This is a genomic window from Paraburkholderia sp. GW821-FHT02A12 (assembly GCF_059422005.1).
Map to the genome: position 1 here is coordinate 355,353 of NZ_JBWKWA010000001.1, position 24,224 is coordinate 379,576.

The 24,224-nt window shown below is 62.8% G+C and carries 27 protein-coding genes; 20 read left to right on the forward strand and 7 right to left on the reverse strand.

The annotated features are described in order from the left end of the window. Positions 1-98: 98 nt before the first annotated feature. Positions 99-356 (reverse strand): accessory factor UbiK family protein, encoded by a 258-nt coding sequence (locus AC07WT_RS01635; protein WP_154564624.1) that lies wholly within the window; start codon positions 354-356, stop codon positions 99-101. Positions 357-753: 397 nt separating this feature from the next. Between AC07WT_RS01635 and AC07WT_RS01640 the strand changes: the two genes are divergently transcribed. The 7 genes from AC07WT_RS01640 to ptsP all read left to right on the forward strand — a co-directional run bounded on the left by AC07WT_RS01640 (position 754) and on the right by ptsP (position 8,431). Further along, positions 754-1,092 (forward strand): P-II family nitrogen regulator, encoded by a 339-nt coding sequence (locus tag AC07WT_RS01640; RefSeq protein ID WP_006048089.1) that lies wholly within the window; start codon positions 754-756, stop codon positions 1,090-1,092. A 44-nt stretch (positions 1,093-1,136) separates the two neighbouring features. Further along, positions 1,137-2,654, forward strand: coding sequence for an ammonium transporter (locus tag AC07WT_RS01645; protein WP_492591882.1), 1,518 nt, complete (start codon positions 1,137-1,139; stop codon positions 2,652-2,654). A 231-nt stretch (positions 2,655-2,885) separates the two neighbouring features. Beyond that, the gene (gshA, locus tag AC07WT_RS01650; protein ID WP_492591883.1) at positions 2,886-4,175 is read left to right on the forward strand and encodes a glutamate--cysteine ligase; all 1,290 of its coding nucleotides are present in this window, start codon (positions 2,886-2,888) and stop codon (positions 4,173-4,175) included. A gap of 129 nt (positions 4,176-4,304) precedes the next feature. Next, complete coding sequence (gene gshB, locus AC07WT_RS01655) at positions 4,305-5,261, forward strand: glutathione synthase (RefSeq protein ID WP_492591884.1); 957 nt, start codon at positions 4,305-4,307, stop codon at positions 5,259-5,261. A 345-nt stretch (positions 5,262-5,606) separates the two neighbouring features. Then, entirely contained in the window at positions 5,607-6,095 is a 489-nt protein-coding gene (locus tag AC07WT_RS01660; RefSeq protein WP_492591885.1) for a PTS sugar transporter subunit IIA, read from the forward strand. 73 nt (positions 6,096-6,168) lie between these two features. Next, positions 6,169-6,438 carry an HPr family phosphocarrier protein gene (locus AC07WT_RS01665; RefSeq protein WP_492591886.1) on the forward strand — a complete coding sequence of 90 codons (270 nt, stop codon included), beginning with the start codon at positions 6,169-6,171 and terminating at the stop codon, positions 6,436-6,438. Between the two features lie 244 nt (positions 6,439-6,682). After that, complete coding sequence (gene ptsP, locus AC07WT_RS01670) at positions 6,683-8,431, forward strand: phosphoenolpyruvate--protein phosphotransferase (RefSeq protein ID WP_494945823.1); 1,749 nt, start codon at positions 6,683-6,685, stop codon at positions 8,429-8,431. A gap of 62 nt (positions 8,432-8,493) precedes the next feature. On the opposite strand, the gene AC07WT_RS01675 is transcribed toward ptsP, so the two are convergent. From AC07WT_RS01675 to gpmA, 3 genes are all read right to left on the reverse strand, one after another. Continuing rightward, positions 8,494-9,252 carry a HesA/MoeB/ThiF family protein gene (locus AC07WT_RS01675; protein WP_494945824.1) on the reverse strand — a complete coding sequence of 253 codons (759 nt, stop codon included), beginning with the start codon at positions 9,250-9,252 and terminating at the stop codon, positions 8,494-8,496. 139 nt (positions 9,253-9,391) lie between these two features. Beyond that, positions 9,392-10,966 carry a S41 family peptidase gene (locus AC07WT_RS01680; protein ID WP_494945825.1) on the reverse strand — a complete coding sequence of 525 codons (1,575 nt, stop codon included), beginning with the start codon at positions 10,964-10,966 and terminating at the stop codon, positions 9,392-9,394. A 365-nt stretch (positions 10,967-11,331) separates the two neighbouring features. Next, the gene (gpmA, locus tag AC07WT_RS01685; RefSeq protein ID WP_492591890.1) at positions 11,332-12,078 is read right to left on the reverse strand and encodes a 2,3-diphosphoglycerate-dependent phosphoglycerate mutase; all 747 of its coding nucleotides are present in this window, start codon (positions 12,076-12,078) and stop codon (positions 11,332-11,334) included. 137 nt (positions 12,079-12,215) lie between these two features. Between gpmA and AC07WT_RS01690 the strand changes: the two genes are divergently transcribed. The 5 genes from AC07WT_RS01690 to AC07WT_RS01710 all read left to right on the forward strand — a co-directional run bounded on the left by AC07WT_RS01690 (position 12,216) and on the right by AC07WT_RS01710 (position 15,205). After that, positions 12,216-12,641 (forward strand): rhodanese-like domain-containing protein, encoded by a 426-nt coding sequence (locus AC07WT_RS01690; RefSeq protein WP_169485379.1) that lies wholly within the window; start codon positions 12,216-12,218, stop codon positions 12,639-12,641. After that, positions 12,638-12,901, forward strand: a complete 264-nt coding sequence (gene grxC / locus AC07WT_RS01695) for a glutaredoxin 3 (protein ID WP_492591891.1) — start codon at positions 12,638-12,640, stop codon at positions 12,899-12,901. Before AC07WT_RS01690 ends, grxC begins: the two co-directional genes overlap by 4 nt. A 161-nt stretch (positions 12,902-13,062) precedes the next feature. After that, entirely contained in the window at positions 13,063-13,539 is a 477-nt protein-coding gene (secB, locus tag AC07WT_RS01700) for a protein-export chaperone SecB (protein WP_492591892.1), read from the forward strand. Between the two features lie 22 nt (positions 13,540-13,561). Further along, positions 13,562-14,560 (forward strand): NAD(P)H-dependent glycerol-3-phosphate dehydrogenase, encoded by a 999-nt coding sequence (locus tag AC07WT_RS01705; protein WP_494945826.1) that lies wholly within the window; start codon positions 13,562-13,564, stop codon positions 14,558-14,560. 96 nt (positions 14,561-14,656) lie between these two features. Next, positions 14,657-15,205, forward strand: a complete 549-nt coding sequence (locus AC07WT_RS01710; protein WP_494945827.1) for an O-acetyl-ADP-ribose deacetylase — start codon at positions 14,657-14,659, stop codon at positions 15,203-15,205. Here AC07WT_RS01710 and trmL read toward each other — a convergent pair. Both trmL and AC07WT_RS01720 read right to left on the reverse strand, forming a co-directional pair. Then, positions 15,178-15,648 (reverse strand): tRNA (uridine(34)/cytosine(34)/5-carboxymethylaminomethyluridine(34)-2'-O)-methyltransferase TrmL, encoded by a 471-nt coding sequence (gene trmL / locus AC07WT_RS01715; RefSeq protein ID WP_115099525.1) that lies wholly within the window; start codon positions 15,646-15,648, stop codon positions 15,178-15,180. The two genes, AC07WT_RS01710 and trmL, sit on opposite strands and share 28 nt — an antisense overlap. An 18-nt stretch (positions 15,649-15,666) precedes the next feature. Then, positions 15,667-16,452: a phosphoribosyltransferase family protein gene (locus tag AC07WT_RS01720; RefSeq protein ID WP_494945828.1), complete on the reverse strand. Its 786-nt coding sequence runs from the start codon at positions 16,450-16,452 to the stop codon at positions 15,667-15,669. 84 nt (positions 16,453-16,536) lie between these two features. Between AC07WT_RS01720 and AC07WT_RS01725 the strand changes: the two genes are divergently transcribed. The 8 genes from AC07WT_RS01725 (at position 16,537) to AC07WT_RS01760 (ending at position 23,746) form a co-directional block, all read left to right on the forward strand. Next, positions 16,537-17,502, forward strand: a complete 966-nt coding sequence (locus tag AC07WT_RS01725) for a methyltransferase domain-containing protein (RefSeq protein ID WP_494945829.1) — start codon at positions 16,537-16,539, stop codon at positions 17,500-17,502. A gap of 266 nt (positions 17,503-17,768) precedes the next feature. Beyond that, positions 17,769-18,242 carry a DUF2244 domain-containing protein gene (locus tag AC07WT_RS01730; RefSeq protein ID WP_492591897.1) on the forward strand — a complete coding sequence of 158 codons (474 nt, stop codon included), beginning with the start codon at positions 17,769-17,771 and terminating at the stop codon, positions 18,240-18,242. Positions 18,243-18,308: 66 nt separating this feature from the next. Further along, a complete protein-coding gene (gene coxB, locus AC07WT_RS01735) occupies positions 18,309-19,940 on the forward strand; it encodes a cytochrome c oxidase subunit II (RefSeq protein ID WP_494945830.1) in 1,632 nt (543 codons plus the stop codon). Positions 19,941-19,984: 44 nt separating this feature from the next. After that, positions 19,985-21,598, forward strand: coding sequence for a cytochrome c oxidase subunit I (gene ctaD / locus AC07WT_RS01740; protein WP_494945831.1), 1,614 nt, complete (start codon positions 19,985-19,987; stop codon positions 21,596-21,598). A 125-nt stretch (positions 21,599-21,723) separates the two neighbouring features. Further along, complete coding sequence (locus tag AC07WT_RS01745; RefSeq protein ID WP_492591900.1) at positions 21,724-21,858, forward strand: cytochrome oxidase small assembly protein; 135 nt, start codon at positions 21,724-21,726, stop codon at positions 21,856-21,858. Between the two features lie 43 nt (positions 21,859-21,901). Continuing rightward, positions 21,902-22,516, forward strand: coding sequence for a cytochrome c oxidase assembly protein (locus AC07WT_RS01750; protein ID WP_494945832.1), 615 nt, complete (start codon positions 21,902-21,904; stop codon positions 22,514-22,516). Positions 22,517-22,550: 34 nt separating this feature from the next. Beyond that, positions 22,551-22,757: a DUF2970 domain-containing protein gene (locus AC07WT_RS01755; protein WP_494945833.1), complete on the forward strand. Its 207-nt coding sequence runs from the start codon at positions 22,551-22,553 to the stop codon at positions 22,755-22,757. Positions 22,758-22,888: 131 nt separating this feature from the next. Continuing rightward, positions 22,889-23,746, forward strand: a complete 858-nt coding sequence (locus AC07WT_RS01760; protein WP_492591903.1) for a cytochrome c oxidase subunit 3 — start codon at positions 22,889-22,891, stop codon at positions 23,744-23,746. Between the two features lie 216 nt (positions 23,747-23,962). Here AC07WT_RS01760 and AC07WT_RS01765 read toward each other — a convergent pair whose 3' ends face one another. After that, positions 23,963-24,172, reverse strand: a complete 210-nt coding sequence (locus AC07WT_RS01765; protein ID WP_007179452.1) for a twin transmembrane helix small protein — start codon at positions 24,170-24,172, stop codon at positions 23,963-23,965. Between the last annotated feature and the right edge of the window lie 52 nt (positions 24,173-24,224).

Sequence of the window (24,224 nt, forward strand, 5' to 3'; positions counted from 1 at the left end):
CGCCAATGGCGCGCACATCCCCTAAAACGCTGATGACGTCACGGCTCGCTTGCCAGTGATGTGCAGCACGATACAGCTACAAGGCTGTGCGCGACGCCTTAGGGCGTTTGCGTCGTTACCGGGAGCTTCTGCTCGAGTTCGGCGACGCGGCGCTCCAGTTCCTCGAGGCGCGCGCGGGTGCGCACCAGTACCTGGGTCTGCGTGTCGAATTCCTCACGCGTGACCAGATCGAGCTTGGAAAAGCCCTGCGACAGCATGGCTTTGACGTTGCGTTCGACATCCTTGGCCGGCGAGTTCTTGAACAGCTCGCTCATGCGGGCCTGGAAATCGTTAAAGACATCGTTCGGTTGTTTCATGGTGTTCCCCTTGGTGCACAAAAAGTGTGCATGTTTCGTTACGTCTGTGCTTTGTCGCAGCGAATGATCGCTATTGGTGCGCGACCGGCTGCCTGCCGCCGCCGCATGAGCCCGTTTGGTGCGCGGCCGTGCGTTCGAAGCCTGCGACCACTCTAGCAACGATCCATGTGCTGCGCCACCGTGCCCCGCCAACGTTGGCCATCCGGCCAGGGCCGCTTGCGCCCCTTTTGCAGCGTGCCGCGAGCGAAGTCTGACGCAACTGGCATGCGAGTTGCTGTTACTGCCCCGCGCGCACTGCCGGAAGCTGTTTACCCGGCAGCGGAACGAGACCACGCGAACGGATTACGGGTACGCAAACAGGTTACGCAACGGGTTACGCAACTTAGCGAGGGATTTCATGAAACTCATTACCGCAATCATCAAGCCGTTCAAGCTCGATGAGGCGCGCGAAGCCTTGTCGGCCATCGGCGTCTCGGGCATCACAGTGACGGAGGTCAAAGGCTTCGGCCGTCAGAAGGGCCACACGGAGCTGTATCGGGGCGCCGAATACGTGGTCGATTTCCTGCCGAAGGTGAAGATCGAGGCGGCTGTCTCGGACGACATCGTCGACCAGGCGATCGAAGCGCTCGAACGTGCAGCACGCACCGGCAAGATCGGCGACGGCAAGATTTTCGTCACGCCGATCGAGCAAGTGATTCGGATTCGCACCGGGGAGACCGGCGCGGACGCTCTGTAACACCAAAAGATAGCGACACAGATAGCGATAAGAGGAAAACGAAGATGCGCAAATTATTGATGTCCTTGCTGATGGCCGGTTCGCTGCTCGCGGGCGGTATCGGCGCCGCCCTCGCGGACGACGCTTCCGCTCCGGCAGCCGCCTCGGCAGCTGCTTCCGGTACAGCGGCGAGCGCGCCGGCGCCGGAAGCTTCGGCGGCACCCGCTGCCGCCGCGGCTTCGGCGCCGGCCGCGGAAGCATCCGCCGCACCGGCTGCCAGCGCCGCAGCCGCCCCTGATGCATCGGCCGCATCCGCTGCCGCCGCGCCGGCAGCCCCGACCGCGCCGTTCTCGGTCGATTCGTCGAAAATCAATTCGGGCGACACCGCCTGGATGCTGACCTCCACCGCACTCGTGCTGTTCATGACGATTCCGGGTCTGGCGCTGTTCTACGGCGGCATGGTCCGCAAGAAGAACGTGCTCGCGACGCTGATGCAAAGCTTCGCGATCACCTGCCTCGTCACGATCGTCTGGACCGTGGTGGGCTACAGCATCGCGTTCACGCCGGGCGGCTCGTTCATCGGTGGCTTCTCGCGCGTCTTCATGGCCGGGATGAACTACATCCATGGCGACAAGGCAACCACGCTGACAGTCAGCCACCTGGCCCCGACGATCCCGGAAACGGTCTACTTCGTCTATCAGATGACGTTCGCGATCATCACCCCGGCGCTGATCACCGGTGCGTTTGCCGATCGTATGAAGTTCTCGGCGATGCTGGTGTTCATGACGCTGTGGTCGATCATCGTCTACTCGCCGATCGCTCACATGGTCTGGGAACCGAGCGGCTGGCTGGCTAGCGCGGGCATCCTCGACTTCGCGGGCGGCACGGTGGTGCACATCAACGCCGGTGTCGCGGGTCTGGTTTGCTGCCTGGTGCTCGGCAAGCGTGTCGGCTTCGGCAAGGAAGTGATGGCGCCGCACAACCTGACGCTCACGCTGATCGGTGGCGCCATGCTGTGGGTGGGCTGGTTCGGCTTCAACGCGGGTTCGGCAGTGGCGGCTGACGGCCGTGCCGGTTTCGCGATGTTCGCAACGCAAGTGGCAACCGCAGCGGCAGCGCTCGCGTGGATGTTCGCTGAATGGGCAGCCAAGGGTAAGCCGTCGGTGCTCGGCATCGTGTCGGGTGCCGTGGCAGGTCTGGTCGCGATTACGCCGGCTTCGGGCTTCGTCGGTACGCTCGGCGCGCTGGTGATCGGCATCGTGGCAGGCGTGGTCTGCTTCTGGTCGGCAACGTGGCTCAAGCACAAGCTCGGTTACGACGACTCGCTCGACGCGTTCGGCGTGCACTGCATCGGCGGTATCGTGGGTGCGCTCCTGACCGGCGTGTTCGCGGTCAAGGACATCGGCGGCGCGGACGGCAGCATCGTTCTGCAGGCGAAGGGCGTGTTGACGACGCTGATCTACAGCGGCGTGGTGAGCTTCATCCTGCTGAAGATCATCGACATGGTGATGGGTCTGCGCGTGACGGAAGAACAGGAACGCGAAGGTCTGGACGTGACGCTGCACGGCGAACACGTCGAATAAGGATCGAATACAAGCTCCAGGGCTTGACGGATCACAGAATCAAGCGCAGCGACTTTGGCCCGCCTTTATGGCGGGCTTTTTTCTTGCGGCCTATCTTGTAAACAGCAGATTTCCCTGCCTATCATGGCGATAGCGAGAATGCATTCGCATCCGCTTGCGAATGGAGAAACCGTCCCCAAATGGACAAAGCATTTGCTCTACAATCTTTTTTCTCCAGTCTGCGAGTGATCAATGGTTCCGCACCTAGTTACGGCGTTAAACGGCCCGCTGCTCGACCTCGAGCGGAAGATCCTCGACGCTACGCCCGCCATCGAACGCTGGTTCCGGCTCGAATGGCAGGAGCACACGCCGCCGTTCTATTGTTCCGTCGATCTGCGTAACGCGGGTTTCAAGCTCGCGCCGGTCGACACCAATCTGTTCCCCGGCGCGTTCAACAACCTGCCGCAGGAAGTGCTGCCGCTCGCCGTGCAGGCCGCGATGGCGTCGATCGAAAAGATCTGCCCGGACGCGAAGAATCTGCTGGTGATTCCCGAGCGCCATACGCGCAATGCCTTTTATCTCGAGAATGTCGCCCGTTTGGCCGCGATCATGCGCCAGGCGGGTCTGAACGTGCGTTTCGGCACGCTCGACGAAAGCATCGTCGGGCCGGTCACGATCGCGTTGTCGGACGGGCAGAAACTCGTGCTCGAACCGCTCGAGCGCTCGCCGCGGCGTCTCGGTCTGAAGAACTTCGATCCTTGCTCGATTCTGCTGAACAATGACCTGTCGGGCGGCATTCCGCCCGTGCTGGAAAATCTGCACGAGCAGTATCTGCTGCCGCCGCTGCACGCGGGCTGGGCCGTGCGCCGCAAGTCGACGCACTTCTCCTGCTATGACGATGTCGCGAAGAAGTTCGCGAAGATGGTCGAGATCGATCCGTGGATGATCAATCCGTACTTCGCGCACGTCGAAGGCGTCGACTTCCAGGAACGCACCGGTGAGGAAGCGCTGGCGGACGCGATCGACGGCGTGCTGAAGAAGATCGCCAGGAAGTACCGCGAGTACGGCATCTCCGAGAAGCCGTATGTCGTCATCAAATCCGATGCGGGCACCTACGGTATGGGAGTGATGACCGTGCACGACGCGTCGGAAGTGGCTGCGCTCACCAAGCGCGAACGCGCCAAGATGGCGGTCACCAAAGACGGCCTCGAAGTGCATGACGTGATCGTGCAGGAAGGCGTGTACACCTTCGAGCGCATCGGCGAAGAAGTCGCCGAGCCGGTCGTATATATGATCGACCGTTACGTGGTGGGCGGTTTTTATCGCGTGCACGGCAGCCGCGAGCGCGATCAGAATCTCAACGCGCCCGGCATGCACTTCGTGCCGCTCGGCTTCGAGCATACGGCGCTGCCCGATGCGCACGCCAAGCCCGGCGCGGCGCCGCCGAACCGCTTCTACATGTATGGCGTGGTGGCGCGGCTGGGGTTGCTGGCTGCATCGGTCGAACTGGAAAAGACCGATCCGGAAGCGATTCAGGTCTGAATTCCGCCAGCGGATTGACGGCGGGCTGGGTGCCGCCGTCACTGCTGCCACCGCCGCCGCTGTGGACACGGTCCACACCGTCTATATTTACGATCAATGCCAAGCCCATCAGGGCGCACCGGGACCTTCATGGACATTCTTTTCATCGCCGATCCGCTCACGCAGTTCAAGATCTACAAAGACTCGACCTACGCGATGATGGCCGAGGCCGCGCGCCGCGGTCACACGCTGTACACGTGCGAGCCGAAGCATCTGGCGTGGACGGGCGGCGACGTCGAGGCGAATGTGCAGCGCTTTGCGATCGTTGGCGACGGGGCGGACCTGCATCGCGACACCTGGTACGCGGCCGTTGCGGCCACGCCGCGGACGCTGAAGAGCTTCAGCGCGGTGGTGATGCGCAAAGACCCGCCGTTCGACATGGAATACGTGACGTCGACGTGGCTGCTGGAACTTGCCGAACGCGGCGGCGCGCGCATCTTCAACAAGCCGCAGGCGATTCGCGATCACTCGGAAAAGCTGGCGATCGGCGAGTTCGCGCAGTTCGTCACGCCCACGCTGGTCACGCGCGACGCCACCCGTCTGCGCGCGTTCCATGAAGAACACGGCGACGTGATCCTCAAGCCGCTCGACGGCATGGGCGGCATGGGCGTGTTCCGCGTGAAGGCCGACGGCATGAATCTCGGCTCGATCATCGAAATGCTGAGCCACGACGGCGCGCGTTCCGTGATGGCGCAGAAATTCATTCCCGATATCAAGGACGGTGATAAACGTATTCTGCTGATCGGCGGCGAGGCGGTGCCGTTTTCACTCGCGCGCATTCCTCAGGGCAATGAAGTGCGCGGCAATCTGGCGGCAGGAGGCTTGGGCGTGGCGCGCCCGCTCACCGGGCACGACCGCAAGATCGCCGACACGCTCGCGCCGGTGCTGGCTGCGCGCGGCCTGCTGCTGGTCGGTCTGGATGCGATCGGCGACTGGCTCACGGAAGTCAACGTGACGAGCCCGACCTGCTTCCGCGAAATCATGGATCAGACCGGCTTCGACGTTGCCGCGATGTTCATCGACGCACTGGAGCGCGCGGCAGGTTGAGAGCGCTGCTCTTGAACGGCCGCCGTCGCCCCCAAACTGCGTAGTAAATCCGCATCGAGCACGCATCAGGCGAAACGACGGCTTTAGCGCGAAAATGGGCCTGCTACAATGCCCGTTCTTCCGATTCAAGCCTGTCCAAGCCGATTGGACGAGGTCGCCAGGACACCGCGGGCATGGATCGCGGACAGTGAGCGAGTGGTTGTTCACGGTGCTTCAGGTGCTGCGGGCCGCTCGTCAAATGGTGCGTTCCGGCCCTCACGACCCACGGCCGGTCGAGGGCGCTTGCGAACCGGGCAGTGTGTCCCGGTCCACGGTTCGGGGCCGTTTTTTTGCAGCAAGGCTGACATGGCAGGCATTCTGATCATTGCGCACGCTCCGTTCGCCACCGCGTTGCGCGATTGCATTTCGCATATCTATGGTGGCTTGCCGGCTCGCATCGGCGTGATCGACGTATCGCCGGATTGCGATCCCGCCCAGATGGTCGCGTTCGCGCACGCTGAAATCGAGCGGCTCAAAGAAGAAAACGGTGCGCTCGTGCTCACCGATATGTTCGGTGCGACGCCGGCGAATATCGCCGGGCGCCTCGCTTCAGTGCCGAATGTGCGCGTGCTGTGCGGCGTCAATTTACCGATGCTGGTGCGCGCGGTCTGTTACCGCGCCACGCCGCTCGACACGCTGGTCGACAAGGCGCTCGCCGGCGCCACCAAAGGCGTGCAGGCAATCGGACCCGCCACGTCGGAGCCGGTTGCGCCGACAGCCTGTGCCAGCGACTGTTTGCCGGCCTTGCCGCCTGAGGCCGATCTGACCCAGAAGGCCGGCTCGACCGGGTTGTAAGCGGATCGACGGCTTCGGACAATTTGCAGTTTCACCCTTCACAACAACACTTACCCGCGCTTCGGACCATCACATGCAGCAACAGGAAACGACTATCGTGAACAAGCTGGGGCTGCACGCGCGCGCGTCGGCCAAGTTGACGCAACTCGCGGGCAACTATCAGGCGGAAATCTGGATGAGCCGCAACGGCCGCCGCATCAACGCCAAGAGCATCATGGGCGTGATGATGCTGGCAGCAGGCATCGGCAGCTCTGTTCTGATCGAAACGGAAGGCGCCGACGAAAAAGAAGCGATGGACGCATTGTTGAAACTGATTGCCGATAAATTCGGCGAGGGTCAATGAGTTCGCGTGTTCACGTTGCTTTGAGCAAAACGCCGCGGCAGTCCGCGGCGTTTTTTTTAGCGCGTGACAATGGCGGTATTTGCAGATGAGTTGGCGCCGTGGGCGAGCATCGCTAATGGCAATTCGTGTTGCGCTGCACATAGTGTGGTCGTACCTGGAACGGGCACGGAATTTATAATGGCCAAGAGAGTCTGAGAGCACTGCAGCGGTTTACCGCGGCATCACACAACTAGAGGAGGCGCGCGTGTCATTCACGCTGCATGGAATTCCCGTGTCACGCGGTATCGCCATCGGGCGGGCTTATCTGATCGCCCCGGCTGCACTTGACGTAGACCACTATCTGATCGAACCCGCCCAGATCGAAGGGGAGGTCGAGCGCTTCCGCTCGGCCCAGCAACTCGTGCATCACGAACTCGACGCGCTGCGCGCCGATCTCGCGGCAGACGCGCCCAGCGAAATGGGCGCGTTCATCAACGTTCATTCAATGATCCTGAACGATGCGATGCTCGTGCAGGAAACCATCGATCTGATCCGTACACGCCGCTACAACGTCGAGTGGGCGCTGACCGAGCAACTCGAGCGCCTGTCGCGCCATTTCGACGATATCGAAGACGAATACCTGCGCGAGCGCAAAGCCGACATCGAGCAGGTGGTCGAGCGCGTGCTGAAGGCGCTCGCCGGTGCGTCGGTGGCGCTGGTGGACGGCGTACACGGCGCCTGCGACGAGATGATCGTGGTCGCGCATGACATCGCGCCGGCCGACATGTTGCAGTTCAAGACGCAAACGTTTCAGGGCTTCGTCACGGATCTCGGCGGCCGCACTTCGCATACGGCGATCGTCGCGCGCAGCCTCGGCATTCCGGCTGCGGTCGGCGTGCAGCACGCAAGCGCGCTGATTCGCCAGGACGACCTGATCATTGTCGACGGCGATCACGGCATCGTGATCGTCGATCCCGCCCCGATCGTTCTCGAAGAATATTCGTACCGTCAAAGCGAAAAAGCGCTCGAGCAGCGCAAGCTCCAGCGCTTGAAATTTTCGCCGACGCAAACGCTGTGCGGCACACGCATCGAGCTGTGCGCGAACATCGAGTTGCCGGACGACGCACGCGCGGCGGTCGACGCCGGCGCGACCGGCGTCGGCCTGTTTCGCACCGAGTTCCTGTTCATGAATCACAAGGACCGGATGCCCGAAGAGGAAGAGCAGTTTGGCGCGTACCGGCACGCTGTCGAGCTGATGAACGGCCTGCCGGTGACGATTCGCACGATCGACGTCGGCGCCGACAAGCCGCTCGATTCGATGGGTGGGGGGGATGGTTACGAAACCGCCGCCAACCCCGCCTTGGGCCTGCGGGCGATCCGCTGGAGCCTGTCGGAGCCGCAGATGTTCCTGACGCAGCTGCGGGCGATTCTGCGCGCGTCGGCGTTCGGCAAGGTGAAGATTCTGATTCCGATGCTCGCCCACGCGCAGGAGATCGACCAGACGCTCGATCTGATTCGCGAAGCCAAGCGTCAGTTGGACGACGCAGGCATCGCCTACGATCCGAACGTGCAGGTCGGCGCGATGATCGAGATTCCGGCCGCCGCGATCGCGCTGCCGCTGTTTTTGAAGCGGCTCGATTTCCTGTCGATCGGCACGAACGATCTGATCCAGTACACGCTGGCGATCGACCGCGCGGATAATTCGGTCGCGCATTTGTACGACCCGCTGCATCCGGCGGTGCTGCATCTGATCGCGTTCACGCTGCGCGAAGCGAAGCGGGCAGGCGTGCCGGTGTCGGTGTGCGGCGAAATGGCGGGCGATCCGGCGTTGACGCGTCTCCTGCTCGGCATGGGCCTCACCGAGTTTTCAATGCACCCGAGCCAGTTGCTGGTGGTCAAGCAGGAAATTCTGCGCTCGCATCTGAAGACGCTGGAGAAGCCGGTGGCCGACGTGCTGGCATCGTTCGAACCGGAAGAAGTACAGGCAGCGCTCAAGCGCGTGGCGCTGGCTTAAGAGGCGTCGCGAAGGAAGCGCCGCGCGGTCGCGGCGCTTCCGTCAGCCTCTGTCAATTTCATTCAGCCCGAATGCTTCTCGCCACATACCGGGCAGTCCGGCTGGCGCGCGATGCGCATCGTGTTCCATTCCATCCGCAGCGAATCGAGCATCATCAGGCGACCCACCAGCGGCGTGCCGATTCCCCCGATCACCCGTAGCGCCTCGGCGGCCTGCATCGAACCGATGATGCCGACCGTCGGCGCGAACACGCCCATCGTCGAGCACGCGACCTCCTCGAACGGTTGGTCTTCGGGAAACACGCACGCGTAGCAGGGCGACGATTTCTCGCGGAAATCGAAGGTGCTGATCTGGCCGTCAAAGCGCAATGCCGCGCCGGACACCAGCGGCACGCCGTGCTTCACGCAAGCGCGGTTGATCGCGTGGCGCGTCGCGAAGTTGTCGGTGCAATCGAGCACGACAGCGGCGTGCGGTACTTCCCGGTCGAGCCACGCATCGTCTACGCGTTCGGCCACCGCGTTCACTGCCACCTCAGGGTTGAGCCGTGCGATTGCGTCGCGCCCGGACTCGACCTTCTTGCGTCCGACCGAGGCGGTCACATGAAGAATCTGCCGCTGCAGATTGGTCAGATCGACTGTATCGGCATCGACCAGCGTCAGACGGCCGACGCCCGCGGCCGCCAGATACATCGCCGCCGGCGAACCCAGCCCGCCCGCGCCGACAACGATCGCGTGCGCATCGAGAAAACGCTGCTGCGCCTCGATGCCGATTTCGTCGACGAGGATATGGCGGGAATAGCGGAGGAGTTGATCGTCGTTCATGGCGGGCGCGTGAAGTGGATCGCGCGACGGGGTGCGAGACCGATGGCCTGCGGCGCGCGTTGTCGTGATGGTTATTCTAATCGCGCGGGGAGCGTGTCTTCGCAGCATTCAGCGCTGCGAAGACACGTGAGACGGATGCTTACTTGGCCGGGGCAGGCACCGCAGCGCCAGCCGGCGCCGACGCTCCGGGCACCGGTTGCGTCGGCTTTACCGCGACCGGCGCGGAGGCCGACGTAGCCGGCTTGTTCTGCGCCAGACGCCGCTCGGTCAACGACTTCGATTCCTGCACCGGCTTGCCTGCCAGCTTGTTCAACGCCTGTTGCAGCATGAAATCGTCGGTCGAACCGAATTCCACCGGCTTGCGCTCACGATCCTTCTGGCGCTGTTCCGGCGTCTTCTTGTCGTTCTGCTCCTCAAGCTGACGCAACTGGTCCATGCGCTCCTGTTCGCGCTGTTCCGCTTCCTTCTTCTCGTTCGGGTCCTGCGTATTCGCAAGGTGATTCGAGTAGTCGACTTCGCGGGTGACCAGTGCGTCGTCCGGATCGCCTTCCCCGTATTGATCCACCGCGATGTCAGGACGGATGCCCTTGTTCTGGATCGAACGGCCGCTCGGCGTGTAGTAGTACGCCGTGGTCAGACGCAGCGCGGTCTCTGCCGTCATGGGCCGGACGGTTTGCACCGAGCCCTTGCCGAACGTGGTCTTGCCGACGATCAGCGCACGATGCTGATCCTGCAGCGCGCCCGCGACGATTTCCGAAGCCGACGCCGAGTACGCATTGGTCAGCACGATCATCGGCACGGTCTTGAAGATCGGCGCTTCATCCTTCAACGGATCGCCGTCGAAAGATTGCAGACGGTAGTTGTCGTACGTATCGCGATAAACCTGCTTCGAATCCGGGATCTGACCGTTGGTCGATACCACCACCGAGTTAGGCGGCAGGAACGCGCCCGCGACGCCGACCGCGCTTTGCAGCAGACCGCCGCCGTTATTGCGCAGGTCGAGCACGAGGCCCTTCAGGTTCGGCTGTTGACGCGCAATGTCTTGCAGTTTCGCGGCCAGATCAGGCGTGGTGCGCTCCTGGAAGCTGGTGATGCGCACGTACGCGTAGCCCGGCGCGAGAATCTTCATCTTGACCGACTGGACCTTGATGATCGCGCGCGTGACCGTGAGCGGGAACGTGCGGTCGTCGGTCTTGCGGAAGAGGGTGAGCGTGACCTTGGTGCCCGGTTCGCCGCGCATCTGCTTGACCGCCTGGTCGAGCGTCATGCCGCGCACGGGTTTGTCGTTGATGCGGGTGATCAGGTCGCCCGGACGGATGCCGGCGCGGAACGCCGGGGTGTCTTCGATCGGCGAGATCACCTTGATCAGGCCGTCTTCGGACGAAATTTCGATCCCCAAGCCCGCGAAGCGGCCCTTGGTTTGCTCCTGCAGTTCTTCGTAATCGGTCTTGTCGAGGTACGAAGAGTGCGGATCGAGGCTCGACACCATGCCTTTGATCGCGGCGGTGAGCAGCTTTTTATCGTCGACCGGTTCGACGTACTCATGCTTGATTTGCCCGAAGACTTCGGCGAAGAGCCGGAGCTGGTCCAGCGGCAGCGGCGCGGCCGTGGCGCTGGCGGGTTGCTGGGCCGAGGCGGAAAGTTGCAGAGTGGCAAATGCGCCGGTAGCAAGGCCCGCGGCGATCAGGCCGATATTTTTCAGGTTCTTTCGCATAGAGTCTGTTGCGGTCGGAAGCGCGTGGCAGCGTCGATAGAGATGGGGACGGACAAGTATAACTGCACACCCGCCAAGTCAGGGCGCGACGCAGGCAATCGTGATTCGACAGCGCCGGCCGGGTCTGGTTCGGGAGATCGGAGCCGCGACGCTGAAGTAATGTGCGGTAACGGGCAAATGGCGGCCAGCCATGCACGCTTGAGATGACGCGTGCCGCGCGTGCCGGTATGTCTTGCCGGCCGGCTCGGCCCGTTGGCTGCCGCTTGCCACCGCTTGCTGCCGTTTGCCGCTGCTTGTCGCCATTTGTCGCGGTTTGCCGCGCCCCGCTGCGCATCTCACGCAGCGGTCGCGGCGACCTGGCGGAATCAGCCCGCCTTGCCCTGGCTTGCGACCGCGGCTTGCGCCTTCGCGATCGCATCCTGGTCGCCCAGATAGTAGTGCTTGATCGGTTTCAGGTTGTCGTCGAGTTCATAGACGAGCGGCACGCCGTTCGGAATGTTCAGGCCGACGATGTCGTCGTCCGAAATATTGTCGAGATACTTCACCAGCGCGCGGATGGAGTTGCCGTGCGCGGCGATCACCACCTTGCGGCCCGACTTGATGGCCGGCGCGATCGACTCGTTCCACAAAGGCAGAACGCGCGCGACAGTGTCTTTCAGGCACTCGGTGAGCGGCAGCTGTTCGCGCGGCACCTTGGCGTAGCGCGGATCGGTGTACGGAGCGCGTTCGTCCGACGGATCCAGCGCGGGCGGCGGCGTGTCGTAGCTGCGGCGCCAGACCAGCACCTGTTCGTCGCCGAATCTGGCGGCGGTTTCCGCTTTGTTCAGACCCGACAGCGCGCCGTAGTGGCGCTCGTTCAGACGCCACGAATGCACAACGGGGATGTACATCTGGTCCATCTGGTCCTGCACGTGCCACAAGGTGCGGATCGCGCGCTTGAGCACCGACGTGTAGGCAATATCGAACGTGTAGCCGGATTCCTTCAGCAGCACGCCCGCTTGCTGCGCTTCACGGTTGCCCTGCCCGGTCAGGTCGACGTCGACCCAGCCCGTGAAGCGGTTTTCCTTGTTCCACGTCGATTCGCCGTGGCGGATGAGAACGAGTTTGTACATGAGATTGCCGGTCGGTAGTAAGGAAGCGGTAAAGCGCTGCGAGGCCCGTCTTGAGGAGCGCCGCCATCGCGTCAAACGGTTATTTTATAATGGGCGGATTGCCCTTTTCGATTTCTCTCTTTTTCGGCGGATTTTCCGTGAAGTTTTTCACTGATTACACAAACCTTGTACTGATCGCGATCGTCCTCATCTCCGGTGGGTTGCTGCTGTGGCCGACGATCAGCCGGCGCGGCCGTGGCGGCCTGTCGGCCGCTGAAGCCACCCAACTGATCAACCGTCGCAATGCGGCGGTCATCGATCTGCGTCCGTCGGCTGATTTTGCCAAGGGCCATCTGCCCGCGGCACGGCACCTTGAATTTGCTGAGCTGCAGGCAAAAGTCGCGCAACTCGTGAAGAACAAGAACAACCCGGTGCTGCTGGTGTGCCAGACCGGCCAGCAGTCGAACAAGGCGGCGCGTATCGTGCAAGATGCTGGATACGCCGAAGTCCACGTTCTCGAAGGCGGTGTCGACGCCTGGCAGAAAGCCGGCATGCCGGTTGTGAAACAAGGAGCAGCGAAGTGAACAAAGTGATCATGTACAGCACCCAGGTGTGTCCGTATTGCCAGATGGCCGAACGTCTTTTAAAGTCGCGCGGCGTCGAGCAGGTCGAAAAGGTACTGATCGACAAGGACCCGGCCCGTCGCGAGGAAATGATGACGCGGACCGGCCGTCGTACGGTGCCGCAGGTGTACATCGGCGAGACGCACGTCGGCGGGTACGATGATCTGTCCGCGCTCGATCGCGCGGGCGGTTTGATGCCGCTGCTCGAAGCTGCTGCCTGAAGCCGCCTGAGTTTGCGCGCCAGCTGGCGCGTGAGCCGGGTGGAACGAAACCAAGCCGGCGCATCGGCGTCCCGCCAAGGGCGGCGATGCGCCGCAACGATCTGGCGGCCCGTGGCTGAATGGGCCGCCGCCATGTGTATAAATCAGGGAATCATCCAATCATGTCCGACGAGAATAACCAGCCGTTCTTCAATATCCAGCGCATCTACCTGAAGGACATGTCGCTCGAGCAGCCGAATTCGCCGGCTATCTTCCTCGAGCAGGAAATGCCGTCGGTCGAAGTCGAAGTCGACGTGAAGGCCGAGCGCCTCGCCGACACCGTGTTCGAAATCCTCGTCACGGGCACCGTGACGGCCAAGGTGTCGGACAAGGTCGCGTTCCTGATCGAAGCCAAGCAAGCCGGCATTTTCGACATTCGCAACATCCCGGCTGAGCAGATCGATCCGCTGGTCGGCATTGCTTGCCCGACGATCCTGTTCCCGTACCTGCGCTCGAACATCGCCGACGCGATCACCCGCGCCGGTTTCCCGCCGATCCACCTCGCCGAAATCAACTTCCAGGCCCTGTACGAGCAACGTCTCGCGCAGATGGGCAGCCAGGACGGCGCGGGCGCGGCGCAAAACGGCGTCACGCATTAACGCGTCGCACGCAGAGCCGGCTATGAAGGTTGCTGTCCTCGGCGCCGGCGCATGGGGCACAGCCCTCGCCGGCCATCTGGCCGTACGGCACGACACGGTGTTGTGGGCACGGGAACCCGCGCTCGTGGCCGATCTCTCCGCTTCGCACGAAAACGCCCGCTATCTGGCGGGCGTTGCTTTGCCTGCGGCGCTTCGCTATGAAGCGGACTTGAGCGCGGCGCTCGACCACGCGCTTGCCGACGACGCCCTGTGTGTTGTGGCAACGCCAGTGGCCGGCCTGCGCGGTCTGTTTCGGGCGATGCACGACGCGGGCAAAGTGCCGGCGCATGTGGTATGGCTGTGCAAAGGTTTCGAAGCCGACTCGCAGCTGTTGCCGCATCAGGTGGTCGCCGCCGAACTGCCGGGGCACGTCAGCAACGGCGTGCTGTCCGGTCCGAGCTTCGCGCGCGAAGTCGGGCAGGGGCTGCCGGTGGCGTTGACCATCGCGAGTGCGTCGGCGGCTTGCCGCGAGCGCACGGTCGCCGCGTTCCATCATGGCGCCATGCGCATCTATACCGGCGACGACGTCGTCGGCGTGGAAGTCGGCGGCGCGGTGAAGAACGTGCTGGCGATCGCGACGGGCATTGCCGACGGCCTCGGCCTCGGTCTGAATGCGCGCGCTGCGCTGATCACGCGCGGCCTCGCTGAAATGTCGCGTCTCGGCGTGACGCTCGGCGGTCGCGCGGAAACGTTCACAGGTTTGACCGGGCTGGGCGATCTGATTCTGACCGCGACGGGCGATCTGTCGCGCAATCGCACGGTCGGCATGCAGCTCGCCGCCGGCCGCACGCTCGACGATATTCTCGGCGGCCTCGGTCACGTGGCCGAAGGTGTGCGTTGTGCACAAGCCGTCCTGGCGATCGCGCGCGCGCATGCGATCGAGATGCCGATCACGCAAGCGGTCTGTGCCGTGCTATTCGACGGCGTGGCCCCGCGTGACGCCGTCAGCGCCCTGCTGCGGCGCGATTCGAAAGCCGAATAAGTCCCGTCTTTCAGCCGTTTGGCGCGAAAACGCGCTGAACGGCTGCCCGCCATCGCTGTCCACGTTTTATCGACGCTTCGGACTAGCGGGGTTCCCATGCTCACTTTCAATCGTTGTACGTTAGAGGCGCGCGTGGTCGACATCACGACGCTCGCCGTCGATGCAATCGTCAACGCCGCGAATACGTCGTTGTTGGGTGGGGGCGGCGTGGATGGCGCGATTCACCGCGCGGCCGGCAAGGAGTTGCTGCGCGAATGCGAGACGCTCGGCGGCTGTGCGACCGGCGACGCGAAAATCACCCGCGGCTATCAATTGCCGGCCAAACACGTGATTCACGCGGTCGGCCCGGTCTGGCAGGGCGGCGCGCGCGGCGAGGCGGATCTGCTCGCCTCGTGTTATCAGCGCTCGCTCGAAGTGGCGCATCAGGCGCATTGCAAGAGCATTGCGTTTCCCGCAATCAGTTGCGGGATCTACCATTTTCCCGCCAACGAAGCCGTGCAGATCGCGCTCGGCACTGTGCTGGAAACGCTGCCGCGCACACCGGGCATCGAGCGCGTGGTGTTCGCCTGTTTCGACGACGCGATGCTCGCGCGCTTCGAAACCGAGTTGAAGCGCCGTCAGACGCCGCCTTCGAAGCCGGTCTGACGCCACGCTTCGAACACCACGATTGCGACGGTGTTCGACAGATTCAGGCTGCGGTTGTCCGGCCGCATCGGCAGACGCACCCGCTGTTCGTTGGCGAATTGATCGAGCACCGCGTCGGGCAGGCCGCGCGTCTCGGCGCCGAACACGAACCAGTCGCCGGCTTGAAATGCGTGCTCGTGAAAGCGGCCCGAGCCCCGCGTGGTGAACGCGAACATGCGCGCCGGATCGGGCGCTTCGCTGGCGATGAACGCTGCCCAATCGGCGTGCACGTTCATCCGCGCATACTCGTGATAGTCGAGGCCGGCGCGGCGCAATTTGGCGTCGTCGAGTGGAAAGCCGAGCGGCTCGATCAGATGCAGCCGCGCGCCCGTGTTGGCGCACAGGCGGATGACGTTGCCGGTGTTCGGCGGAATTTCCGGTTCGACGAGAACGACATTGAACATGATGGGATCAGGTTGAGACTAGTTTTTTGGCGTGCGCAGCGCGACGAAGTTGGTGACGCGCCGTGCACCGGCGGCCTTCAGCGTGCGCGCCAACGCTTCGAGCGTCGCACCGGTCGTCATCACATCGTCGACGATGCCGACGTGCAGACCCTGCGCCGGTTTCACGACCTGGAACGCGCGGCCTACATTGAGCCGGCGCGCATCGAGGTCGAGCCGCGATTGCGGCGCGGTGTGGACGGTCCGATGCAGCAGGGTTGTGTCGCTGCGCACATTTAGCGCGCGGGCCAGCGGTTTGGCGATTTGCCACGCCTGGTTGTAGCCGCGTTCGGCCAGCCGCTTGTTGGCGAGCGGCACGGGCGCGATCACGTCGGGCCATGCCGATGCATCTGCCAGCGAGTCTTCGGCTAGACGTGCGAGGCGTTGCGCAAATTCGCGCGCCAGCATGAGCCGTGCGCGAAATTTCAGGCCGAGCGCGAGGGCGTCGAGCGGCGCGCGGTAGTCGGCGAGCGCGAAGGTCGCGTCGAACGGCGGCGGCTCGCCGATGCAATCCGCGCAGCGATAGTGCGCGCGCCCCGCGCGCTGCGTTCCGGGCAACGGAACGGCGCATGCCGTGCAGCGCAATCTGCTTTCATTCCAGTACGCTTCGTCGCAACCGGCGCATAGCGTCTTGTGCGACAAATTGCCGCACAGTGCGCACAGGTTCGGCAGCGCGGCGTGCACGACGTGTGGCCATGCCGAATGCAAGCCGCGCACAAAACGCGTGCACCGGCTAATGGAAGACGAAGAAAATGATCGAAATGACATGATCGGACCGCCCGCGAAGGCCTTTCACGCTGAAGGGACGGAAGCGAGCGAGTATACTTCGGGCTCTTCGCCAGTACGACACCCATGTCCCCATCTCCCGCTCAATCTGGCCGTCCGGCCTATGATTCCCGGCGCCTCAGGCGGATTTTCGACCGCCGTGCAGCGACCTTCGACGAAGTCGCGTTCCTGCCGCGCGAAATCGCGCAACGCATGCGCGAGCGTCTCGACTACATCAAGGTCGCGCCGTCGAGCGTGCTCGACGCGGGCTGCGGCATGGGCGAAGACATTCCCGCGTTGCGCGAGCGCTTTCCCGAGGCGCCGGTGTTCGGCACCGATCTGTCGCATGGGATGCTCGTGCGTGCGCTGCGCCACGACGCCGGCGACACGAGCTGGCGGCGCTTTCTGCCTGCAACGCTCGGCAAGGCGCTCGGCGCGCGCGGTCCGCGGTTTGCGCAGGCCGACTTCTCCGCGCTGCCGTTCGCGGCCGGCGCCTTCGAATTCGTCTGGTCCAATCTCGCACTGCACTGGCACTCGCGGCCGGATCTCGTATTTCCCGAATGGCAGCGGGTATTGAAAGTGAACGGCCTGCTGATGTTCAGCACGCTCGGTCCCGATTCGCTGAAGGAATTGCGCGGCGCGTACGCCGAGGTCGAGGCGGCGCACGGCGTGAGTTCGCGCGCGCATGTCATTGACTTCGTCGACATGCATGATCTTGGCGACATGCTGGTCGAAAGCGGCTTCGAGATTCCCGTGATGGACCAGGAAGCGCTGACCATTACTTATAAGTCGCCCGAGTCGCTGCTCGCGGACGTGCGCCGTTGGGGCGCGTATCCGTTCGAGCGCGCGGCGTCGTCGAATCCGGCTGCGCGCCGGCTGCGCAAGGCTTTGCTGGCGGCGCTCGAAGCCCGCCGGCGCGCCGACGGCACGATCGCGCTGACCTTCGAGGTGATCTACGGGCACGCATGGAAAGCCGTGCCACGCACCACGGCGGAAGGTCATGGGATCGTGCGGATCGAGGACATCGGGCGAGGTTCGTCGAAGAATCGTTGAAGCGGTAAAGAGGACATCTGTTATGTCTGAAATTAGCGCTTCAAAAGACGCCCGGAGGGTGCGTCAAAACGGCGCGGAGGCTTGTCGCGCCTGGCTTGTGAGCCGATAGAGGCTTGCTTGTGGATGCTATGGATCACGCCTATAATGCGTCAGTTTGTCGCCCGGAGTTCCCACATTTGGGGCGGCAGGCCCGAGGCGCGGGGCTGCAACACGAGGTGGCGCGGCGGTTATGGAAGGCCGCGGGCGGCGATTCGCGGGAGGCAGCGATGGATGCTTCAGATCTGCTGGCGGATTCTGACCCAGTCCTCAAAGACTGGACGATGAAACGCAACTGTTCGATATCGCCACGGCAGTTCGTGTGTTTCTACGTGTCGCTTGCGTTGTTCTCGCTGGCAATTGCTTTCATGCTGGTTCTGGTCGGCGCCTGGCTGGTGTTGCCGTTCACCGGTATCGAATTGTTGGCGGTGGGCATCGCGTTTGCCATATATGCGCGCCATGCTGTCGATTACGAGCGCGTCCGGCTGTTTCAGAACCGGCTCGTCATCGAGCAGGTCAGCGCGGAGCAGCTCACGCAGTTCGAATTCAATCCGCGCTGGGTGCGGATCGAGGCGGGCGCAACGCCGCGTGACCAGATCAAACTGGTCTCGCGCGGCCAGACGATCATGATCGGGCAACATCTCGCGCAGTATCGGCGCGCGCAGTTCGCAGGCGAATTGCGTATGTGGCTCACGCGTTGTTAAACGCGTGAAGGCGCGCGGCGTTCACGGGGAGCGCGGGGCAACCTGCCAGCGGGGTCGAGGGTTTGAATGGAAATTTTGGGTAAGGAAGCTATGAAAACAATCAAGCGAGCCCTCATGGGCGTGCTGGCGATGAGCGGACTGCTTTTCGCCGGTGCCGCCCTGGCAGTGGGCGATGTTCCGGGCGGCCCCGCCGTCAACGAGATCAATCTCCAGCCGCCTGTGACGAAAATCGCTGAGGAGCTCTACAACCTTCACACGTTCATGCTGATTCTCTGCACGGTGATTTTCATCGGCGTGTTCGCTGTGATGTTCTATTCGATCTTTGCCCACCGCAAATCGAAGGGTCACAAGGCTTCTAACTTCCACGAAAGCACCACCGTCGAAATCATCTGGACGATCGTGCCGTTCGTTATCGTCGTGCTGATGGCGCTTCCCGCCACCAAGACCGTCGTCGCGATGAAGGACACCACCAATGCCGACGTCACCATCAAGGTCACGGGCTATCAGTGGAAATGGGGTTACGACTACGTGAAGGGTCCGGGCGAGGGCATCAGCTTCCTGTCCACGCTGGCCACGCCGCGTGCGGAAACCGACGGTCGCCAGCCGATTTCCACCACGTATCTGCAGGAAGTCGACAATCCGCTCGTCGTCCCGGTCGACAAGAAAATCCGCATCATCACCACCGCGAACGACGTGGTCCACTCCTGGTACGTGCCGGCTTTCGGCGTGAAGCAGGATGCGATTCCGGGCTTCGTGCGCGATACGTGGTTCAAGGCTGAAAAGGTCGGCACGTTCCGCGGCTTCTGCACCGAACTGTGCGGCAAGGAACACGCGTTCATGCCGGTGGTGGTCGAGGTGCTGTCCGCTGACGACTACGCGAAGTGGGTCGACGCGCAGAAAAAGAAAATGGCCGCCGGCCAGGACGATCCGAACAAGACGTATACGCTCGCCGAGTTGATGGAGCACGGCGGCAAGGTGTACGCAGCCAACTGCGCGGTCTGCCACCAGCCGACCGGCAAGGGCGCAGGCGCCTTCCCGGCGATCGACGGCAGCAAGATCGCCAACGGCTCGCTCGCCGAGCACGTGAGCCTCGTGCTGAAGGGCAAGAACGCGATGCCTTCGTGGGCGCCGACCTTGAACGACGTCGAAATCGCCTCGGTCATCACGTTCGAACGTAACTCGTGGGGCAACCACACCGGCGACCTTCTCCAGCCGACACAGGTTGCGGACGCCCGTAACGGCAAGCTGCCGGAAGGCGGCAACCATCTAGCCGAAGCGGGCGCAGCGGCAAGCGGCGCGGAAGCGGCGGCTTCGGGCGCAGCGGGTGCCTCGGGTGCCGAAGCGGCTGCGGCCGGTTCGGAGAGCGCGGCAACGTCGCAGGCAGCGCTTCCGGCAAACGTCTACTTCGAGACCGGCAAGAGCACGCTGCCGGCCGACGCGAAAGCGGCGGTCGACGCGGCCGCGGCCTACGCGAAGGCGCATCCGGACGCGAAGTTCGTGCTGTCGGGTTTCACCGACGCCACCGGTTCGGCCGACGCCAACGCGAAGCTCGCGAAGAGCCGCGCCGAAGCTGTGCGCGACGCGTTGAAAGCAGCCGGCATTGCCGAAGACCACATCAATTTGAAGAAGCCGGAAACGATCACGGGCGGCAGCGACGCGAAAGAAGCCCGGCGTGTTCAGATCAGCCCGGCTGCCTGACGTGTTCATGGTCAGCACCGCAGTATTCGCTTTAGGAGATTGTCATGTCTAGCATCGGACACGATGTAGTCGCGGGCCACGAGCACGTGCACGGCGAGCATGCCCACGAAACGCCGCATGGCTGGCGCCGTTGGCTGTTCGCAACCAATCACAAGGACATCGGTACGCTGTACCTGATCTTCTCGTTCACCATGTTCCTCTCCGGGGGCGTGATGGCGCTGATGATCCGTGCCGAGCTGTTCGAGCCGGGTCTGCAGATCATGCGTCCCGAGTTCTTCAACCAGTTGACCACCATGCACGGCCTGATCATGGTGTTCGGCGCGATCATGCCGGCGTTCGTCGGCTTCGCGAACTGGATGGTGCCGCTGCAGATCGGCGCATCGGACATGGCCTTCGCACGGATGAACAACTTCAGCTTCTGGCTGCTGCCGGTTGCTGCCGTTCTTCTGGTCGGTTCGTTCTTCTCGCCTGGCGGCGCGACCGCCGCAGGCTGGACGCTGTACGCGCCGCTCTCCACGCAGATGGGCCCCGGCATGGACTTCGCGATTTTCGCGGTCCACTTGATGGGTGCGTCGTCGATCATGGGCGGGATCAACATCGTCGTGACGATCCTGAACATGCGCGCACCCGGCCTCACGCTGATGAAGATGCCGATGTTCGTCTGGACGTGGCTGATCACTGCGTACCTGCTGATCGCCGTGATGCCGGTTCTGGCAGGCGCGATCACCATGGTGCTGTTCGACCGCCACTTCGGCACGTCGTTCTTCAACGCGGCAGGCGGCGGCGACCCGGTCATGTACCAGCACATCTTCTGGTTCTTCGGTCACCCCGAGGTGTACATCATGATCTTGCCGGCGTTCGGGATCGTGTCGCAGGTGATCCCGGCGTTCTCGCGCAAGCCGCTGTTCGGCTATAGCTCGATGGTGTATGCAACCTCGTCGATCGCGATTCTGTCGTTCATGGTCTGGGCGCACCACATGTTCGCCACCGGCATGCCGGTGACCGGCCAGCTGTTCTTCATGTACGCGACGATGCTGATCGCGGTGCCGACCGGCGTGAAGGTGTTCAACTGGGTCGCGACGATGTGGCGCGGTTCGCTGTCGTTCGAAACGCCGATGCTGTTCGCTGTCGGCTTCCTGCTGGTCTTCACGTTCGGCGGTCTGTCGGGCCTGATGCTCGCGATGGCGCCGCTCGACATCCAGTATCACGGTACCTATTTCGTGGTGGCGCACTTCCATTACGTGCTGGTGGCGGGTTCGCTGTTCGCGCTGTTCGCCGGGTGGTACTACTGGGCGCCGAAGTGGACCGGCTGGATGTACAACGAAACGCGCGGCAAGATCCACTTCTGGGCGTCGATGTTCTTCTTCAACCTTGCGTTCCTGCCGATGCACTTCGTCGGTCTCGCAGGCATGCCGCGTCGTTACGCCGACTATCCGGCGCAGTTCACCGACTGGAACCAGGTCATCTCGATCGGCGCATTCGGCTTCGGTTTGGCACAGGTCTACTTCCTGTTCGCAGTCGCACTGCCGGCATACCGCGGCGGCGGCGAGCTTGAAAAGGCCGGCGACAAGCCGTGGGATGGCGCAACGGGTCTCGAATGGACCGTGCCGAGCCCGGCTCCGTTCCATACGTTCGAAAACCCGCCGACAGTCGAGTAATCGGCGTTCAGCGAGAGTGACGGTTCCAGCGGCGGCGCGAGTAGGTGTCGCAGCCGCCGGAACCGGGCAGCCGGCCAGGCGGCCGCTGCAAAACGGTAGTCACGAAAGTATTCAGAAAGTCGAGCATGACGCCCAATCCACAGGAAAGACGTACGCCGGAACAGATTCGCGCGAGCAACAGGCGGATAGGTTGGGTGATGCTCGCCATCGCCGCGGTCTTTTTCGCGAGCGTCATCATCAAGCAGTGGTGGTTCGCCTGACGCGGCCGTTGCAGTCTGGTTTGCAGGTTTGTTGAGGATTGAGATGTCGACGCAACCGCCGGCTCAGGCCGATCGCTCTTTTAACCGTTCGATGCTGATCAAGCTGTTCGTCGTCGCGCTGATGATGTTCGGGTTTGGTTTTGCACTGGTGCCGATGTACCGCGCGATCTGCCAGATCACCGGCATCAACAACCTCGTGCAGCGTGATGCCACGGCGCGCGAGGCGAAGAACACGCAGGTCGACATGAGCCGCACGATTTCGATCGAATTCGATGCGAACGCGCGCGGTCCGCTGGGTTTCAAGCCGGAGCAGCGCAGTCTCGATGTGCATCCGGGCGAAGTGACGACGGTGATGTACGAGGTCAGCAACGAACAGGCGCGCACGATTCAGGCGCAAGCCATTCCGAGCTACGCGCCGAAGCAGGCCACCGAGTACTTCAAGAAGATCGAGTGTTTTTGCTTTACGCAGCAGACTTTGACGGCGAATCAGACGAAGCGGATGCCGGTGGTGTTCGTGGTCGATCCGAAGTTGCCGAAGGATGTGAAGACGATCACGTTGTCGTATACGTTCTTCGAACTGAACACGCCGGCGCCGGCGGCTGCCGGTACCGCGGCACCCGCGGCCAACACGGCGGCAACCACCGCCAATCCCGCCTGATGGCGTTTGCCGCAGGCGAAGGGAGAGAAGACGTATGAGCGATAACGGAGGCGGCCCGCGCAAGAGCAGTTTCGGCCAGTCGATGAAAGCCGTGTTCTGGTCGTTTTTCGGCGTGCGCAAGCGGCGCGATCTGGAAGCGGACGCGGCGCTGAACCCGCTGCATGTGATTGCAGCAGCGCTGATCAGTGCGGCGATGCTGATTGTCGTGTTGATTCTGATCGTGCGCGCCGTAGTGGGTTGAGGCGGCAGTCGAACAAGTAGTACCGGGCGCTGCAAAGCCCACGAATTAGAGTGAAGCGGTGCGGTACCGACGCGCCGCCGAAGATACAGCCGGAGATTCCGGAACAACTGGACTGAAGTGGAGAATCAAGAATGAGCGGTCAAAACGAGAGCCCGTACTATTTCGTACCGCATCCGTCGCGGCATCCGATCAACGCCGCGGTCGGATTGCTGGTCATGCTCGGATCGCTTGCGGCCTGGATCAACGACCATACCCTGGCGCCGATCGGCGTCGTCGTCGGTCTGCTGTGGCTGCTCTTTACGTTGTGGCACTGGTTCGGCGACGCGATCGCGGAATCGGAAGGCGGCATGTACGGCAAGAAAGTCGACAAGTCGTACCGCTGGAGCATGAGCTGGTTCATCTTCTCCGAAGTGATGTTCTTCGGCGCGTTCTTCGGTGCACTGTTCTATGCCCGTGAGATCGCGATGCATCAACTCGGCAGCCTCGACTACAAGCTGATCTGGCCGGATTTCTCGGCAGTGTGGCCGAACAACGGTCCGGCAGCGCTGGTGTCGACCTTCAAGTCGATGCAGCCGTGGCCGGTGCCGACCATCAACACGGCGCTGCTGCTGTCGTCGGGCGCCACGCTGACGGTTTCGCACCATGCACTGCGCGAAGATCATCGCAAGAAGGCGATCGCCTGGCTGGCCGCCACGCTCGTACTCGGCGTCAGCTTCCTGTTCCTGCAAGGCTTCGAATATTTCCACGCGTACAACGAACTGAACCTGACGCTGTCGTCGGGTGTATATGGTTCGACGTTCTTCCTGCTGACGGGCTTCCACGGTTTCCACGTGTTCCTCGGCGGCACGATGCTGGCAGTGGTGCTGGTGCGGATGATCCGCGGCCACTTCACGGCGGAGCATCACTTCGCGTTCGAAGGCGCGGCTTGGTACTGGCACTTTGTTGACGTCGTGTGGCTCGGGTTGTACGTCGTCGTGTACTGGCTGTAACGCAGTCTGGCCTGCCTCATACCGGTTTCCCGGAATCGGTTGCCGGAAGCGGTTGCCGGAAGCGGTTGCCGGAAGCGGCTGCCGGAATACGCGGGCCGTTCGCGCAAAACTCCCCAAGGGCGCCGCGCACGGGCAGTACGAAAAGACTTATGCAGCGCCGCCCTCGACCCTGTCAGGGCGGCGTTTTGCTTGATGAAGGGGATTTTTGCGTCGAGCTCAACGCCCGTAAGGAATACCGGTCGACTGAATCCAGCCCATCCAGTGTGCGAACAGGATGAACAGGAACAGCGAGATCGACAGGCCCACCCGTGTGGCGAGCGACCAGACCATCCGTTTGGTTTTGCCCTTGTCATGCATCATGAAGTACAGCGCCGACACCATGCTGGCGATGATCAGGACGAAGGCGATGGGAACGAGAATGTGCATGGAACCAACTGAGATCGGAAAGCGCAGAGGCAAGACAGTTATTATCGCACCG

Excerpts from the sequence above, each read along its gene's own strand:
- AC07WT_RS01645 (WP_492591882.1), top strand. The coding sequence starts at position 1,137 with ATGCGCAAATTATTGATGTCCTTGCTGATGGCCGGTTCGCTGCTCGCG.
- gshA (WP_492591883.1), top strand. The coding sequence starts at position 2,886 with ATGGTTCCGCACCTAGTTACGGCGTTAAACGGCCCGCTGCTCGACCTC.
- AC07WT_RS01730 (WP_492591897.1), top strand. The coding sequence starts at position 17,769 with ATGGATGCTTCAGATCTGCTGGCGGATTCTGACCCAGTCCTCAAAGAC.
- AC07WT_RS01765 (WP_007179452.1), bottom strand. The coding sequence starts at position 24,172 with ATGCACATTCTCGTTCCCATCGCCTTCGTCCTGATCATCGCCAGCATG.
- AC07WT_RS01745 (WP_492591900.1), top strand. The coding sequence starts at position 21,724 with ATGACGCCCAATCCACAGGAAAGACGTACGCCGGAACAGATTCGCGCG.
- secB (WP_492591892.1), top strand. The coding sequence starts at position 13,063 with ATGTCCGACGAGAATAACCAGCCGTTCTTCAATATCCAGCGCATCTAC.
- AC07WT_RS01680 (WP_494945825.1), bottom strand. The coding sequence starts at position 10,966 with ATGCGAAAGAACCTGAAAAATATCGGCCTGATCGCCGCGGGCCTTGCT.
- AC07WT_RS01750 (WP_494945832.1), top strand. The coding sequence starts at position 21,902 with ATGTCGACGCAACCGCCGGCTCAGGCCGATCGCTCTTTTAACCGTTCG.
- AC07WT_RS01640 (WP_006048089.1), top strand. The coding sequence starts at position 754 with ATGAAACTCATTACCGCAATCATCAAGCCGTTCAAGCTCGATGAGGCG.
- AC07WT_RS01725 (WP_494945829.1), top strand. The coding sequence starts at position 16,537 with ATGTCCCCATCTCCCGCTCAATCTGGCCGTCCGGCCTATGATTCCCGG.
- AC07WT_RS01755 (WP_494945833.1), top strand. The coding sequence starts at position 22,551 with ATGAGCGATAACGGAGGCGGCCCGCGCAAGAGCAGTTTCGGCCAGTCG.
- AC07WT_RS01665 (WP_492591886.1), top strand. The coding sequence starts at position 6,169 with ATGCAGCAACAGGAAACGACTATCGTGAACAAGCTGGGGCTGCACGCG.
- AC07WT_RS01660 (WP_492591885.1), top strand. The coding sequence starts at position 5,607 with ATGGCAGGCATTCTGATCATTGCGCACGCTCCGTTCGCCACCGCGTTG.
- ctaD (WP_494945831.1), top strand. The coding sequence starts at position 19,985 with ATGTCTAGCATCGGACACGATGTAGTCGCGGGCCACGAGCACGTGCAC.
- AC07WT_RS01675 (WP_494945824.1), bottom strand. The coding sequence starts at position 9,252 with ATGAACGACGATCAACTCCTCCGCTATTCCCGCCATATCCTCGTCGAC.
- coxB (WP_494945830.1), top strand. The coding sequence starts at position 18,309 with ATGGAAATTTTGGGTAAGGAAGCTATGAAAACAATCAAGCGAGCCCTC.
- AC07WT_RS01720 (WP_494945828.1), bottom strand. The coding sequence starts at position 16,452 with ATGTCATTTCGATCATTTTCTTCGTCTTCCATTAGCCGGTGCACGCGT.
- AC07WT_RS01760 (WP_492591903.1), top strand. The coding sequence starts at position 22,889 with ATGAGCGGTCAAAACGAGAGCCCGTACTATTTCGTACCGCATCCGTCG.
- gshB (WP_492591884.1), top strand. The coding sequence starts at position 4,305 with ATGGACATTCTTTTCATCGCCGATCCGCTCACGCAGTTCAAGATCTAC.
- AC07WT_RS01635 (WP_154564624.1), bottom strand. The coding sequence starts at position 356 with ATGAAACAACCGAACGATGTCTTTAACGATTTCCAGGCCCGCATGAGC.
- AC07WT_RS01710 (WP_494945827.1), top strand. The coding sequence starts at position 14,657 with ATGCTCACTTTCAATCGTTGTACGTTAGAGGCGCGCGTGGTCGACATC.
- AC07WT_RS01705 (WP_494945826.1), top strand. The coding sequence starts at position 13,562 with ATGAAGGTTGCTGTCCTCGGCGCCGGCGCATGGGGCACAGCCCTCGCC.
- trmL (WP_115099525.1), bottom strand. The coding sequence starts at position 15,648 with ATGTTCAATGTCGTTCTCGTCGAACCGGAAATTCCGCCGAACACCGGC.
- gpmA (WP_492591890.1), bottom strand. The coding sequence starts at position 12,078 with ATGTACAAACTCGTTCTCATCCGCCACGGCGAATCGACGTGGAACAAG.